We start from the raw sequence: 15191 nt of genomic DNA, 5'->3' as shown, positions 1-15191 counted from the left end.
TTTGATCCAATTCAAGAACTTCGCTTGGGTGATTGATTCTTGACCAAGATAAGTCAGTAATATGGATCAATCCATCTACTCCACCTAAATCAATAAATACACCATAAGAAGTAATGTTTTTAACCACACCTTCTAATACTTGTCCTTTTTCTAATTGACCAATGATTTCTTTTTTCTGTACTTCAATATCTGCTTCAATAAGCGCTTTGTGAGATACTACTACGTTTTTGAATTCGTGGTTGATTTTTACCACTTTGAATTCCATAGTTTTGTTCACATATTGATCGTAATCACGGATAGGTTTCACATCAATTTGTGATCCTGGTAAGAATGCTTCAATTCCGAAAACATCTACAATCATACCTCCTTTAGTTCTACACTTCACGAAACCGTTAACGATTTCTCCTGTTTCGTTAGCAGAAATAACTCTATCCCATGCTTTGATTGTTCTAGCTTTTCTGTGAGATAATACTAATTGTCCTGTTTTGTCTTCACGAACATCAATTAATACTTCTACTTTGTCACCCACTTTTAAGTTTGGGTTGTAACGAAATTCGTTTAACGAAATTACACCTTCCGATTTAGCGTTGATATCAACGATGGCATCTCTTTCAGTAATTCTAACTACCACTCCTTCTACCACTTCTTCTTGATCTGTAGCGATGAATGTTTTAGTTACTAATTCTTCGAATTCCTGTAAGTTTTTTTCATCTACTGGATCAATTCCTTCTTGAAAATTGTGCCAATTAAAATTTGCTAAAAACTCTTCTTGTGTTTTGTTAATTTCAGACATGCTGATTAAAAATTTGTATGCTGTGCTTCTTGAGTTTCTTAATGGGATAGATAACGACAACAGTATTTTACATAAATGATTGATACCTAATGGAAACTCTACTCCGCCAAAAGGTGTGCAAAGATACTATTTTTTGTTTATTTACAAAATTTTATCTACTTCTTTTAGCCTTCATTGGTCTCAAAATTTTTCAAACTAACTAATTTTAAATACCTTTGTCAAAATTAACATACTAAGAAATGAAAAAAATAACCTTATTTGTTGCTACAGCTACCTTGTTGTTTTCGTGCAACAACTTAAAAGACAACGAGTTTTTAATTGCCGGAACGGCTGATGGTGTCAAAAATGGAAAAAAAGTATTTATTGAAACGCAGACTGAAACGGGTTTCATTGCTAAAGATACCGCAGTAGTTGAAAACGGAAAATTCGAATTAAAAGGAATTGCTGAAGCTGTAGATTTAGGTTTCATTCGAATCGAAGATGAAAATGTAAATTTACCTATAATTTTAGAAGAAGGAAAAATTTCTGTAGCCATTAAAACCGATACCATATTAAACTCAAAAATTGGTGGTACCGACAATAATGATAAATTTCAATCTTTTAATGACGCTTCAAAAGTAGTTGTGAATAAGAAAATGAAATTTGAAAAAGCTAATCTTGAGCGCATAACTGCTGCTAAAAAAGCTAACGACACAGCTACCGTAAATCAAATCATGAAAGAATACGGTAAGTTCCAAGATGACTTAAATAAAGTTTCAAAAGATTTCATTAAGAACAATCCAGATGCTTACTTATCGGTATTGTTATTGGAAAATTTCTTAATGAGACAGTATTTAACCGCTGAAGAAATCACTAGCTATTTTGCAAAAATTGACAAGAGCTTATTGAATACAAAAAGTGCCAAAAACATTAAAAAAGTGTTGGACGCAATTAAAAATGATCCTGCTGCTAAAGTAGAAGTTGGCGGTAAAGCCCCTGATTTTTCAGCAAAAAACCCGGAAGGAAAGCAAATTTCATTAAAAGAATCAATGGGTAAAGTTACCATCATTGATTTTTGGGCTTCGTGGTGTGGACCTTGTAGAGGGGAAAATCCAAATGTAGTAGCTTTATATAAAGAATTACACGCCAAAGGATTAAATATCATTGGGGTTTCTTTAGACAAAGATGCTGCTAAATGGAAAGAAGCAATTGCTAAAGACGGTCTGGTTTGGCCACAAATTTCAAATCTTAAATTTTGGGACGAACCAATTGCTAAACAATATAATGTAGAATCTATTCCTGCAACTTTTATTTTAGATGCAAAAGGAGTTATTGTTGCTAGAGACTTAAGAGGCGACGCTTTAAAAGCTAAAGTAACTGAACTTTTGAACGCAAAATAAAAACTTAATAAATCAAACTATATAAATCTCCTTAGGGAGATTTTTTTATGCTTTTCATTTACAGAACGTTAGCAAAAACCTCAGAAAATAGTCGGCAAAGCCTTTGTTTGTTCTAAAAACAATTTTATATTTGCAACCGCTTAGTCCACTAAGTAAGATGGCTTGGGGAGATACTCAAGCGGCCAACGAGGGCGGACTGTAAATCCGCTGATTACATCTTCGCAGGTTCGAATCCTGCTCTCCCCACTAAACCAGAAAAGCCTCAAATTTAATTTTGAGGCTTTTTTATTGAATAAACTTAAAATTTCTTGATTCAACAGTTTAGAATTTAAATACAAAAAAACTGCCCGAAGGCAGTTTTAACAAAAAATCAATCAAAAACTAAAACCGAGTAGTTTCTAATACAATAAACGAACTCGGATATTGTACACTTGCACTATCTTCAGCAGTTACAAAAATTCGTTTGGGTTTTGAAGCTGAAACACTTTCAAAGCTTACATGCAATTTAGAGGTTCCTACTATCTGACCTATATTCAATGGTGTTTGATTGGCATTTGATGACAACCAGACTACATAAAATTGTTTCGGGGGATCCAAGCGATCAGGCTCGGCTAAATAAGATAATTCCAATTTGATGTTGTAGTTATCATTCTTATCTTTTTTAACGTTTACATGACCTCTTGCAGCGGGCACAATATTTGAATTGTTAAATTCAATTTTTTTAGAACAAGAACTAATTGTTTGTGAAATGACAACCGTTAGCGTTAAAAAAAATAGACTTCTAAATAAGAAATATGCTGTTTTCATGATACGTTATTTATTCATTTCATGATCTGCACCACTTTTCAACAATTCATTGACTTTGTCTTTGAATGTAGAGGTAGCTTTCGATACTTTATCTTCTAAAAGATTTTCAAATTTTACAGCTTTCTTCTTTAAATATTGGCCCTCTTCATTCATTTCTTTTTTAAACTTACTTGCAGTGTTCTTAACATTTTTGCGATATTTTTTCTTGTTTTTGTACCCTTCTGTGGTGCAAATAACACCCCTAAAGTTCCTCCTACAAGTGCACCAGCGATTAAGCTACCAAGGATCAATCGTCCTCTATTGTTTACATTTTCCATACTATTGTTTTTTTAAAATTAAAATCTATAACCTACTGTGGCTTGGTACCATACATTTTTGTAGCGAGGCGTAGTCGAAGTACCATCTCCATTATTATTTTTTAAATCCCAACTACCTCTTATTCCTAAGACTAAATTTTCAACCGCAATATCACCTCCAATAATAAATGAAAAAGTGTTCTTTCTAATGTTATCATTTGTAAAATCTTCTTCCTGTGTTGAACTCAAAGAACCGCCTGTAAACTCGTCTTTTTGTTTCATTAAATAGGAATATTGTGGACCAAATAACACCGTAACAATTGGTAGTGGTTTAATAGCAAATAATAACGGAACATCTAAATAATCCGTTGTTCTTGTGGTCTCATAAGCTGTGCCTAAAAATGTTCCTGAAGATTTGAATCCTTTTTGAGAAAACAGAACTTCTGGTTGGATTCCAATAAACTTACCTAGAGGTATAGAAACAAAAGCGCCACCTGCTAAACCAAACTTTGGATCTGCTACAAAATCTTCTCCTTCTGAATCGTACACATTAGAATAATTGGCTCCAATTTTTATCCCGAAGAATAATTTTTCTCGATCATCTGTGGAACTGGATTGTGCTATCGAATTGCTTATCGACAGAACACAAAATGCGATCATTATGATTGCTTTTTTCATCTTTTTAAATTTTTTAAGTTAAGTGCGTAATAATGAAATAATCTGAACGAAAACTAGCTTACTGTTCTATAGCAAAGGTGCGCTGAAAACGCAATAAAATGATTACACAACCTATACTTATAGTTACATTTTTCACTTGTTTTGAGGGAGGTATTCGCGGTTCATTACTTCGGAAATTGAAACTACTTTTTCCATAGCCAATCTAGAAAGCAAATAACTTAGTGTCGATTCGGCACCTTGATTTAAGTTAACATGATCTTCTTCTAATCCATCATAACAACCTCCCGTTTGAGAGTTATAAACAATTTGATGCAAGTGATTTTTACCCAAAAACCAATCAAAAGCAATCTTCATTTGTGCTTTGTAAATTGGATCTTCAAATACTTGGTAAAAAGTTTGTAGTGCCAAAATCGTATAAGCAACATCTATAGGTTGTTCTCCGTATCTTCTAACAGGTTTTCCTTTTTGGTACCATCCTTGATTTGAAATGACCTCAATTTGATCGTTTTTAAATATTAGTGCACGTAAAAAATGAAATGTTTTTTTAGCAATATCCTCATATAATGAACTACCTGTACTTAAACTAGCATATAACATGGCTTCGGGTAATATGCCATTTGCATACGTTAAGTAGTCTTCAAACCAATGCCATTTTTGATCAGAAACACCTCTGTACTTTGAAACTAGATTATCTGCTAATGCAATGATGAGTTGATTTACCCTAGGGCTTTGCAACTCATTATTATAAAAATACAAGCCTTTGATTGAAAAGGCAATGGCACGAGGTGATTGCATTTTGGAAATGGTAGTCAACGATTTTTCTATGGCAAACTTTGCTTTAGCAATCCAATTTTTATCAATTATGACTTCATAGGACATGAACTCACCCAAAGCCCAAATGGCTCTACCATTTGCATCTTCTAAATTTTCAGCAATATTATTATCCGTAAAAACACCTTCTTTATTTACATAATTTAAAAAAGTTCCATCTTCCTGTTGACAGAATAAAATAAAAGTTAAATACGTATTGATTAATTCGAGATCAGTTGGTTCAAGCGTCAGTTCATAATGTGAGGTCATCGCAATGAGTGCTCTTGCATTGTCATCTAGAGTATATCCCGAATTCAAATCGGGCGTTGCGATTGCCGAAAATTGAATGAATCCGTGTTTTGTAGTCATTCGCTTAATATGATCCAATGAAATTTTAGGCATTTCATAAGCTAATGTAACTTTATGATTGCCATTGGATTCCAACAACTGCAAATGCGCTATTGCCGAATTTTGCCATGATGTAGGACTAATTTTATGCAAAGCATTCAACTGCATCTGTTTTAACAACGCAGGATGTTGCAATAAATGAATGGTTTTTTCTGCCAATTGAGCTGCATCTTGAAAATCAAAATGAACCCCAGCACCATCTAAAAGTTCTTTGGCATGGGGAATCGGTGTTGCAATCACCGGACAGCCACAAGCCATAGCGTAGGCTAAAGTGCCACTCACGGCCTGATTGGGGTCTTTAGAAGTAAATAAATAAATACTTGTTCGTTGCAAATATTCCATTAACTCTTCTAGTGACACATACTTATTAATAAAGCGAACATTGTTTTCTAAATGGAGGGTTTGAATTTTTTGATACAATATATCTCTATATTTTTCGCCTTCACGCTTAACGACTTCGGGATGTGTTTTTCCAATGATTAAATAAATCACATTGGGAAATTCTGAAATGATTTTGGGCAAGGCTTCTAAAGCCGTTTCAATACTCTTACCTTCATTTAATAATCCGAAAGTAGACAACACAATTCGATCACTAAATAGATGCTTAGTTTGATGTATTTTTGCATCTATGGGCGCTACAAGATGGGTACCGTGAGAGATTAGGGATATTTTTCGCTCGGCTATGCCATACTCTTTTATCAATATCATTTTTGAGGTAGTGGTCATTACAATCAAATAATCCGAATAATCAGCTATTTTTCGAACCGTTTTTCGTAATTTCTTATCAGGATTAGGCAAAACGGTATGAAAGGTCGTAGCTATAGGCCGTTTGATATGTTTCATGAATTTAAGTAAATGTGCCCCATGCACTCCTCCAAAAAGTCCAAATTCATGTTCTAAAAATATGAGGGCAATATTACTATCGGCATTCATTTGATGGGCTAAATCTGAAAAATGAGATGCCACATCGGTATTTAACCTGTATTTTACTTCTGTCGGATATTTATATTGGGACTCCGTTTTTTCAAGCGCACAAATTTTTAATGAAAACGAAGTGCCAAACTTTTCTTGCATGGCAAGTATCAAATCCTGAGTATACGTTGCAATACCACACTCACGGGGAGGATAGGAAGTAATGAATACTATTTCGGGGTTTTGATGGACTATTGGAACCAAATCATAATTTGGTTTCATTAATAACTGAACCAAATCATTTTCGTTTAAGTTTTTTTTGGCTTCCTTGTATATGACTAATGAATGATTCATCATAGGAAAAATATTAGCGCTCATTTTGTGTTTTATTTAGCAATAATTCGTTCAATAATCCATTTAAACTTAAAGATGCGCAAGCAATACACTTGTCAGCTGCTCCATAATAGATATAGAGCGTATCATTAAATAAAGCAGTTCCTGTTGGAAATACCACATTCGAAACCACACCATTTTTTTCATAATCGAGTTCGGGAGCAAATAAAGGATCTACTAATCGCGCAATGACTTTTGTTGGATCATCAATGTCTAGTAAAGCCGCAGCCGCAGAATAAATATACCCTTCTGAAGTATCATAAACTCCGTGGTAAATTAACAACCAGCCTTCTTTGGTTTCTATAGGTGGACAACCCCCGCCAATAAATCCAGATTCGTGGTTCGTTCCTATTGGATCTAAAATAATATGTTCGTTAAAGTGAAGAAAATACTGATTCCAAAATTCTTTGGTTAAATCGGTTAAACTATCAATTAACACCAGTTGTATACCCGGTCGAATTCGATGTAAGAAAGCAAGTTTACCATTTATCTTACGCGGAAAAAATATCACGTCTTTATCCCAAAGAAATACTTCTTCATCGGGTCTAAAGTGTCGTACATGTCGGAAATATTTAGAATTGACGAGATTATTACATTCGGCCAGTTGTTTAAATTCATCAAATGTAAATTTGGGAACAATAATGCCTACCCGATCAAAATGCAGTAAGTCGGTAGAAGTTACCAGAGCTCCTAGTGCATTAATTCCATCATATGCAGTATAAGTAATGTAATACACTCCTTCTATTTTTACGATACGTGGATCTTCTACCCCTTTAGAGGCCGCATCAGAATAAGGAATCAGCAGGGGTGTATTATTGCGTTGTACCAATTGCAAGGGTCCTTCAAATTTGCAGTAACCAATGGTAGAGTAATTGCCCTTCCTAACGGCGCGATAAAGCATATGTACGGTGTTCTCTTCCTGAATAATTCCAGGATTTAGCACACTATCATTCTCAAAAGCGAGTTCGGTTTTGCACAACAATATGCCTTCTTTCTTAATAGGTATCATAGTTAAATTTTTAGTGAGATGAATAAAAAAAGCGCAGATGAATTCACCTACGCTTTTTATTGACTCGTATGCGATTTCTTAGCAATGTTTAGCTACTAAGTGACCCGCAAAAACAAATCAATTATAGTGTTGTAGGTTGGCCTTTTTTAATAATATTCATCACTTCTTCACGCTTTTTATGCAATCGCGATTCGATGCGTTTCAGCAAATCGGATTCTCTCCCACTCTCAAATTTTAAATCGGAATCTGTCAATTGTGGAAACTTTTCTTTTAACTTATCCGCTTGTCTTTTCCAATCCCCAGTAATTTTAAAAGTTACTGTTTCTTTTTTTGCACCTGTTTCCATATTACTTGTTTAAAGAGTTACTATTATATAAAACAAAGGTGTTCATAATATATTATTTGCTGTTGCGTACCGAATATAAATTGTTGTATAATTCACACATTTACAACAAGATAACTTAAATACTTTCGAGGTTTTGTATTCTTTTATGTTTCAATTGTTTGAAAAATGATGGAGATAGTCCGGTGACTTTTTTAAATTGATTTGATAAATGGGCTACACTACTATAGTTTAGCAAATAGGAGATTTGAGTAAGATTTAATTCATCATACAACAGGAGTTCTTTAACCCGTTCAATCTTGTGATTGATAATAAATTGTTGAATGGTAATACCCTTGACTTCAGAAAATATATTGGACAAATAGGTGTAGTCGTGATGTAATTTTTCACTGATATAATCCGAATAATTAATTTTAGGCAATTCTTCTGAATAATGAATCATTTCAATAATTACATTCTTGATTTTTTCAATTAAGATTGTTTTTTTATCATCAATAATTCTAATCCAGATAAGGCCAAATTTTGTTTTAATTCATCAAATTGTTTAGGAGTGATATCTTCAAGTATTTCAACAATACCTAAATCAACGATTACAAAGTGCAACCCTAATTTTTTTAATTCTTCTTTCACCATCATTTTACAACGAAGGCTAACCATATATTTTATATAGAGAATCATATGTGTATGATTTTGTGCAGACGTATCTGCAACATTAGTACTCAATCTTCATAACCGCTTTTAATAACCGTAGAAATCATTTTAAATTGCTGATTGGCACTAAAATGGTGGTTAGAATGGGCTGGAATAACCATACCATCACCTTGTTTCATTTTATAATGTTTTTTATTTATCATTACTTCTGCCACACCATCGATAATTTGAACATACGTATCAAATGGCGATTGCTTTTCGTCCAATTCTTCACCAGCATCAAAGGAAGATGCAGTAACATTACCGGTCAATTTCTTGATAATGGTTTTACTCACTACAGCATTTGGAATGTACTCGATAAGCTCAACAATAATGTGAATTTTCCCTTTGTCAATTTCTACAACATCATTTAGTTTTTTCATTATTTTAATAGAGTGGCTCTTTGTTAACTGCTAATCCAACTCTATTCAAAGGTGATACTTTATTTTAACTTATGAGTTATAAATTTTAATTAATAGTTACATAATTCACATATTTTAAGCCTTGAAGCCTATAAAAAATGAAATGTTTGAGGTTAACCATTCTAAATTCACAAAATGCAATTTCTCCATTAGCTTTTTTATTTTCATCCAATTGCAAGCCGCTGTTTCAATACATTTCAAATTTCCTATATTTGTATAAAATTTATACCATGCAACATTTAATCGATCGCTTTGTAAGCTATGTAACAATTGATACTGAATCGGACGCAAGTTCCAACACAACCCCGAGCACCAAAAAACAATTGGTTTTGGCCAACCTTTTGGTAAAAGAGTTGAAAAAAATTGGGATGACAGAAGTAACCATCGATAAAAATGGATACGTAATGGCAACCTTGGAAAGCAATGTAAAACACAAAGTACCCACTATTGGTTTTGTTTCGCATTATGACACGACTCCTGATTTTACTGGGGCAAATGTAAAACCTCAAATTGTAACCAATTATGACGGTGGCGATATCATCTTAAATAAAAAACAAAATATTGTATTGTCGCCAACATATTTTAAAGATTTGTTGCAGTACAAAGGACAAACACTCATCACCACTGATGGTACTACCCTACTTGGCGCCGACGACAAAGCCGGGATAACCGAAATCGTTTCGGCTATGGAATATCTAATTCAGCATCCCGAAATCAAACACGGAAAAATTCGCGTAGGATTTACACCCGACGAAGAAATTGGCCGAGGTGCACATCACTTTGACGTGGATCAATTTGGTTGTGAATGGGCATATACTATGGATGGAAGTCAAATTGGCGAACTAGAATATGAAAACTTTAATGCCGCTGGCGCTAAAATTACGTTCAAAGGTAAAAGTGTGCATCCGGGTTATGCCAAAGGAAAAATGATCAATTCGATGTTGTTGGCCAACCAATTCATTTCGAAATTACCTAAAAACGAAATTCCAGAAAAAACCAGAGGATACGAAGGGTTTTTTCATGTGGTAGGCATTACAGGAAGTATTGAAGAAACAGTGGTCGAATTGATTATTAGAGATCACAGTGCGAAAAAATTCAAAGACCGAAAAGAATTTGTGCAGGACTTGGCCCTCAAATTCAATAAAAAATGGAAAAAACAATTTGGCGACGAAATTGTCATTGCCGAAGTGAAAGACCAATACTACAACATGAAAGAAAAAGTAAAACCTGTTTTTCATATCGTAGAAATCGCCGAAAAAGCAATGAAAGAATTAGGCATCAAACCCTTAATTAAACCCATTCGCGGTGGAACCGACGGTTGCCAATTGTCCTATAAAGGATTGCCCTGCCCCAATATCTTTGCTGGCGGACACAATTTTCACGGAAAATATGAATATGTACCCGTTGAAAGCATGATGAAAGCTACCGAAGTCATTGTAAAAATCGCTGAACTTACCGCAAAAAAATAATCTGTATAACTCCATAATTTCAAAAACAATATGTTTTTAACACCCGTAAAAAAAAGCAGCGCTCTCCTATTGCTAATGGTTTCAATCGTTAGTTTTGGGCAAGAGAAACATTTAAAAAACATCAAACAACTCACCTTTGGTGGTGACAATGCTGAGGCCTATTTTAGTCCGAAAGGCGACAAATTAACACTTCAAGTAACCAACAAAGCTTTTGGTGTTTCGTGTGACCAAATTTTCATGTTGGACTTACAAGCGAAAGAATTCAATGAAAAAAGCTTGCAGTTGGTTTCCACTGGAAAAGGAAGAACCACTTGTTCGTATTACATGCCTGATGGAAAACACATTTTATATGCGTCCACACATGCAGCCGATCACGCCTGCCCTGCGCCACCAAAACCAATTGACGGTAAATATTTATGGGCTATCTACCCAGAATTTGATATTTATATCGCCGACTTAAAAGGAAACATCACCAAACAGTTGACGAACAGTCCGGGTTATGATGCCGAAGCGGTAGTTTCGCCCGACGGTAAAAAAATTGCCTTTACCAGTATCCGAAGTGGCGATTTAGAATTGTATACGATGGATATCGACGGCAGCAATTTAAAACAAATTACTTCGGGCTTAGGCTATGATGGCGGTTGTTTTTTCTCACACGATAGTAAAAAATTAGTATTCCGTTCGTCTCGCCCCAAAACAGCTGAAGCCATTAAAGAATACAAAGATTTATTGGCACAAAACTTGGTAGCGCCATCCGAAATGGAAATTTATACGTGTAACATAGACGGTTCCAATTTAAAGCAAATCACTAATTTAGGAAAAGCCAATTGGGCACCGTTCTTTCATCCATCCGATCAAAAAATTATCTTTTCATCTAATCATCATTCAACAAGAGGCTATGATTTTCAGTTGTTTATGATTGATTTAAATGGTGAAAACTTAGAGCAAATTACCTATCAAAGTGAATTCAATGCGTTCCCAATGTTTTCACCTGACGGAAAAAAACTGGTCTTCTCGAGCAACAGAATGCAGAGCAAACCGAGAGAAACCAATGTATTCATTGCCGATTGGATCGAAGGCGATGCTGCCGAACTGGCGCAACCTAGCACTTTGAAAAGACACATCAGCTACTTGGCTTCAGACGAATTGCAAGGGCGTTTAACCGGTTCTTCGGGTGAAAAAAGAGCAGCAGATTATATTGCTAAAGAATTCAAAACTTTGGGATTAAAACCCTATGCCAACAACAGCTATTTTCAAACGTTCAACTACAAAGTAAAATTAAACCCACACGCTACCGATGGTTCGGGTGATAAAGCCAACAACGGTACCAATGTCATAGCCTTTTTAGACAATAAAGCGGCGAAAACCATTGTCATTGGAGCACATTACGACCATTTGGGCTTGAACGAACACAACCATTCGACTAAACCCAATTCGCAAGGCGAAATTCACAACGGAGCCGACGACAATGCTTCGGGTGTAGCCGGGGTATTAGAATTGGCGCGCATGTATGCTCAAAACAAAACCAAAGAACCTGTAAACTATATTTTTGCGCTATTCTCTGGAGAAGAAGACGGCTTAATTGGTTCAAAACACATGGCCGAATCCTTAAAAACATACCACCCTAACGTGGTGACCATGATCAACATGGACATGATCGGTCGTTTAGACAAAGACAAAAGTTTAGTAGTAGGTGGTGTAGGTACAGCAGCCGATTTCACGGCGATTGTAAACAAAAACAAACCGGCTGGGTTTAATGTAACCCTAGACAATACTGGGCAAGGTCCATCGGATCATACGTCGTTTTATTTAAAAGACATCCCAGTGTTGTATTTCTTTACCGGTACGCATAACGACTATCACAAACCAAGTGACGACGAAGAAAAAATCAACTATTATGGCGTGCGCAATATTGTAGATTATGTATTTAGAGTGGCGAATGAAGTTGCGACTTTGGATACCTTAACGTTTACCAAAACCGCTATGAACTCCGAAAAAGTAGTACCCAAATACAAAGTAACTTTAGGCATCATGCCCGATTACAGCGACCACGGAGACGGTTTGCACATTGATGGTGTAACCGATAACCGACCTGCACATACAGCAGGAATTGTAGCCGGAGATGTATTGGTAAAAATTGGCGATTGCGAGATCAAAGAAGTATACAGCTATATGGATTGCTTGGCAAAATTAACGACGGGCGATGTCAAAGAAGTAAAAGTATTGAGAGAAGGCAAACCCATGACCTTTACGGTGAAATTCTAAGTTCTAGACCTACAAAGTTGTTCTAACGACAATCTTAAAAAAATCCCCAATAGTATTGGGGATTTTTTTGTGCCTGATCAATTCTTTGATAATAGTTAGAATACATGATTTTTTTTCTATTTTTATACACCAAGAAACAAGATTAACTTTGGCCTAACGCGCTAAATTTTCAGTATAGCTGTCGAAAACATGCGGGTATAAACGAGTTATGGGCAAGTTTAAAACAATAAATCGGCTCAAGGTAGGCTAACCACCTAATAGTGACAGACAAAAAAGTGGAGCCCAGAACCCACTTTAAAAAACGGGGCGTATTCAGAAAGGCCTTACGAGTAAGAAATAAATTAAACTAAAATGAAAAATATTTTTATTACTTTATCAATTTGCTTTTGTTTTTCTCAAGCAATAGGTCAAAGTAAAGACAACAAGACTACAACAGAAAAGAAAAATGTTATTTCTATTAATGAATTGCTTCATGGGAAATGGCAAAGTATGGACGACAAAACAAACTTTTTAATGTTTGATGAAAATGAAAGAAAAGAAAGTAGTGATGGAATGAAAACCTGGGATAATGAAGCATTTGTTTTATCAAACAAATGTTTAAATGAAAGTGACAAAGACAATGGCCTTGAATTAGAAAAGGATAAATATATGTCATGCATGGAATCAGATTTGTGTTGGTATATAGTTTCTCTTAATAAAGATTTCTTAACTCTAAGTTATATAGGTCGTGGAAATACTTTAAAATACAAGAGAGTAAAATAAAACCAGCACATAACAGCATATTTGCGGATATGGCGGGTTCAGTGGTAATTTAAACATTTATGCTACTAAAAAACTTTAGTGGTAAATTTAAAGTTCAGTGATACTAAGCCCGCCACATCGCAAATCTGCAAACCGTTAGTTTCTAGTTTTCGAGACCGCGACCGAATCCAAACCTTGATAAGATGAATTTATACTTTATAATTCTCTTTTTTATTCTACTTTCAGTAGTTTCTATTTTTGTTTATAACGAATTTAAAGATAGAAAAATACTAAAAACAGTTACAAATCTAAACAGAGGAACAAAGTCTGAACGAAAAATGGTTTTAAAAATTCTAAAATCAGGAATTAAATCAACAGCGATTTTCCACGATTTATATTTGAATAACGGAAACGGAAAATATAGTCAAATTGATTTAGTTGTAGCAACGAAAGTTGGAATTGTGGTTTTCGAAGTAAAAGAATATAGTGGTTGGATTTTTGGAACTGAAAATCAAATAAATTGGACACAAATATTAGCATACGGTAAACGGGAGTATAAATTTTATAATCCAATATTGCAGAATAAAAAGCACGTAGAAGATTTGAAAAAATTCTATCATTTTGACAACATACCTGTTTTTTCAATGATAGTTTTTTTTGGAAATTGCGAATTTAAAAATTTAATTGATTTACCAAGCCGAACCATTTTAACTAAATCTAATAAAGTAATAATTAGATTTAATGAAATATTAGAAAACAATCAACCAGTGAAATATGAAAACAAATGGGAAATTGTAAGTTTGCTTAAACAAGCCGTTAAAAATGGAGAAAACTCAATAATACTTGAAAAACATATAGAAAATATACAAAACCTAAAAACGAGAAACAGATTTTATTAATTAATTCCAACAACCTAGATTTACAATCCGTGCAAAAAAAAGCCGAACTCCAATTGTAGTTCGGCTTTGTTATTTGTAAGCTAAAAATTATTTAGCGGCTAATTTTGCACTCAATTCAGAAGAAATCGCTGATTTTTCCATTTTGATTTTTCCGGCCATGGTTTCAACTACTACCGTATCGTCATTCATTTCGGCAATTTTACCATGAATTCCCGATTTGGTAATGATGCGATCACCAGCTTTCAATCCGTTTTCAAACGCTTTTTCTTTTTTGGCTCTTTGTTGTTGTGGTCGTATTAATAAAAAGTAAAAAACCGCAATCATCAATACCAATTGCATTATTAAAGTTGCATTCATAAGTTTATTTTTTAGTGGTTAAAATCCCCGTTTTTGGAGTTACTTTTGCTTTAATTTCTAGGGTTTCCATACCGGTTTCTGTGTTGGTAACCAGCGTAACCGTTTTCATTTGTGCACCCGGTTTACCTTTAGAATCAAAAGAAACAAGTATTGGTGCAGAAGCACCCGGCTTAATGGGTTCGTTTGGTGGTTCTGGAACGGTACATCCACAACTTCCTTTAGCGTCACTAATGATCAAATCTACAGTCCCTTCATTAGTAACCATAAATGTTGTTTTTACGACATCGCCTTCGTTGATCACGCCAAAATCATGTACCAATTTGTCAAATTTAATTTTTGGAAATACGGTACGCAATGAATTTTGAATGGCAATTGCAGCTTCGTCATCTGCCGAAATTTTATCAGCAGCACTTTCTTTTTTACACGAAGTAGTCATTAAAACTACTGAGAGGGCCAATAACCCCATTGATTTTTTAATCATACTATTTCAATTTATAATAAACCTCTACCCGATTTTGTG

Annotated in this window: 16 protein-coding genes, 1 tRNA gene and 1 pseudogene; 6 read left to right on the top strand and 12 right to left on the bottom strand. The window is 34.6% G+C overall.

Annotated elements, in window-relative coordinates; all coding sequences use genetic code 11:
- The coding region (locus ACIQ6Z_RS06590) for a S1 RNA-binding domain-containing protein (protein ID WP_396210127.1) at positions 1 to 793 on the bottom strand (793 nt) is incomplete at its 3' end.
- A gap of 239 nt (positions 794 to 1032) precedes the next feature.
- Between ACIQ6Z_RS06590 and ACIQ6Z_RS06585 the strand changes: the two genes are divergently transcribed.
- Together ACIQ6Z_RS06585 and ACIQ6Z_RS06580 are read left to right on the top strand one after the other, a co-directional pair.
- Positions 1033 to 2172 carry a redoxin domain-containing protein gene (locus tag ACIQ6Z_RS06585; RefSeq protein WP_396210126.1) on the top strand — a complete coding sequence of 380 codons (1140 nt, stop codon included), beginning with the start codon at positions 1033 to 1035 and terminating at the stop codon, positions 2170 to 2172.
- Between the two features lie 164 nt (positions 2173 to 2336).
- Positions 2337 to 2418, top strand: a tRNA-Tyr gene (locus ACIQ6Z_RS06580).
- A gap of 135 nt (positions 2419 to 2553) precedes the next feature.
- Here ACIQ6Z_RS06580 and ACIQ6Z_RS06575 read toward each other — a convergent pair.
- The 9 genes and pseudogenes from ACIQ6Z_RS06575 to ACIQ6Z_RS06535 form a co-directional block, all read right to left on the bottom strand.
- Positions 2554 to 2979 carry a hypothetical protein gene (locus tag ACIQ6Z_RS06575; protein WP_396210125.1) on the bottom strand — a complete coding sequence of 142 codons (426 nt, stop codon included), beginning with the start codon at positions 2977 to 2979 and terminating at the stop codon, positions 2554 to 2556.
- A 6-nt stretch (positions 2980 to 2985) separates the two neighbouring features.
- The gene (locus ACIQ6Z_RS06570; RefSeq protein WP_396210124.1) at positions 2986 to 3132 is read right to left on the bottom strand and encodes a hypothetical protein; all 147 of its coding nucleotides are present in this window, start codon (positions 3130 to 3132) and stop codon (positions 2986 to 2988) included.
- Positions 3129 to 3296 (bottom strand): YtxH domain-containing protein, encoded by a 168-nt coding sequence (locus ACIQ6Z_RS06565; protein ID WP_396210123.1) that lies wholly within the window; start codon positions 3294 to 3296, stop codon positions 3129 to 3131. The genes ACIQ6Z_RS06570 and ACIQ6Z_RS06565 overlap by 4 nt, the downstream gene beginning before the upstream one ends.
- 18 nt (positions 3297 to 3314) lie before the next feature.
- A complete protein-coding gene (locus ACIQ6Z_RS06560) occupies positions 3315 to 3953 on the bottom strand; it encodes a porin family protein (protein ID WP_396210122.1) in 639 nt (212 codons plus the stop codon).
- A 132-nt stretch (positions 3954 to 4085) separates the two neighbouring features.
- Positions 4086 to 6461 (bottom strand): glycosyltransferase, encoded by a 2376-nt coding sequence (locus ACIQ6Z_RS06555; RefSeq protein WP_396210121.1) that lies wholly within the window; start codon positions 6459 to 6461, stop codon positions 4086 to 4088.
- Entirely contained in the window at positions 6451 to 7485 is a 1035-nt protein-coding gene (locus ACIQ6Z_RS06550) for a pesticidal protein Cry7Aa (RefSeq protein WP_396210120.1), read from the bottom strand. The genes ACIQ6Z_RS06555 and ACIQ6Z_RS06550 overlap by 11 nt, the downstream gene beginning before the upstream one ends.
- A gap of 121 nt (positions 7486 to 7606) precedes the next feature.
- Entirely contained in the window at positions 7607 to 7831 is a 225-nt protein-coding gene (locus tag ACIQ6Z_RS06545; RefSeq protein WP_396210119.1) for a hypothetical protein, read from the bottom strand.
- A 115-nt stretch (positions 7832 to 7946) separates the two neighbouring features.
- Positions 7947 to 8506, bottom strand: a pseudogene (locus tag ACIQ6Z_RS06540) (helix-turn-helix domain-containing protein).
- A gap of 41 nt (positions 8507 to 8547) precedes the next feature.
- On the bottom strand, positions 8548 to 8901 hold the full coding sequence (locus ACIQ6Z_RS06535; RefSeq protein ID WP_396210118.1) for a cupin domain-containing protein: 354 nt from the start codon (positions 8899 to 8901) through the stop codon (positions 8548 to 8550).
- 269 nt (positions 8902 to 9170) lie between these two features.
- On the opposite strand from ACIQ6Z_RS06535, the gene pepT reads away from it, so the two are divergent.
- The 4 genes from pepT (at position 9171) to ACIQ6Z_RS06515 (ending at position 14314) form a co-directional block, all read left to right on the top strand.
- Positions 9171 to 10409 (top strand): peptidase T, encoded by a 1239-nt coding sequence (gene pepT, locus ACIQ6Z_RS06530; RefSeq protein WP_396210117.1) that lies wholly within the window; start codon positions 9171 to 9173, stop codon positions 10407 to 10409.
- 75 nt (positions 10410 to 10484) lie between these two features.
- A complete protein-coding gene (locus tag ACIQ6Z_RS06525; protein ID WP_396210116.1) occupies positions 10485 to 12674 on the top strand; it encodes a M20/M25/M40 family metallo-hydrolase in 2190 nt (729 codons plus the stop codon).
- Positions 12675 to 13025: 351 nt separating this feature from the next.
- Positions 13026 to 13436: a hypothetical protein gene (locus ACIQ6Z_RS06520; RefSeq protein ID WP_396210115.1), complete on the top strand. Its 411-nt coding sequence runs from the start codon at positions 13026 to 13028 to the stop codon at positions 13434 to 13436.
- 182 nt (positions 13437 to 13618) lie between these two features.
- Positions 13619 to 14314, top strand: coding sequence for a nuclease-related domain-containing protein (locus ACIQ6Z_RS06515; RefSeq protein ID WP_396210114.1), 696 nt, complete (start codon positions 13619 to 13621; stop codon positions 14312 to 14314).
- Between the two features lie 87 nt (positions 14315 to 14401).
- Here the strand turns inward: ACIQ6Z_RS06515 and yajC are convergent, their stop codons facing one another.
- Both yajC and ACIQ6Z_RS06505 read right to left on the bottom strand, forming a co-directional pair.
- Positions 14402 to 14671 carry a preprotein translocase subunit YajC gene (yajC, locus tag ACIQ6Z_RS06510; RefSeq protein ID WP_396162139.1) on the bottom strand — a complete coding sequence of 90 codons (270 nt, stop codon included), beginning with the start codon at positions 14669 to 14671 and terminating at the stop codon, positions 14402 to 14404.
- Positions 14672 to 14675: 4 nt separating this feature from the next.
- Positions 14676 to 15152 (bottom strand): DUF1573 domain-containing protein, encoded by a 477-nt coding sequence (locus ACIQ6Z_RS06505; RefSeq protein WP_396210113.1) that lies wholly within the window; start codon positions 15150 to 15152, stop codon positions 14676 to 14678.
- Positions 15153 to 15191 lie beyond the last annotated feature (39 nt).

Source organism: Flavobacterium sp. (genome assembly GCF_044376915.1).
Lineage (GTDB): Bacteria > Bacteroidota > Bacteroidia > Flavobacteriales > Flavobacteriaceae > Flavobacterium.
This window is presented reverse-complemented; position numbering and strand designations above follow the sequence as displayed.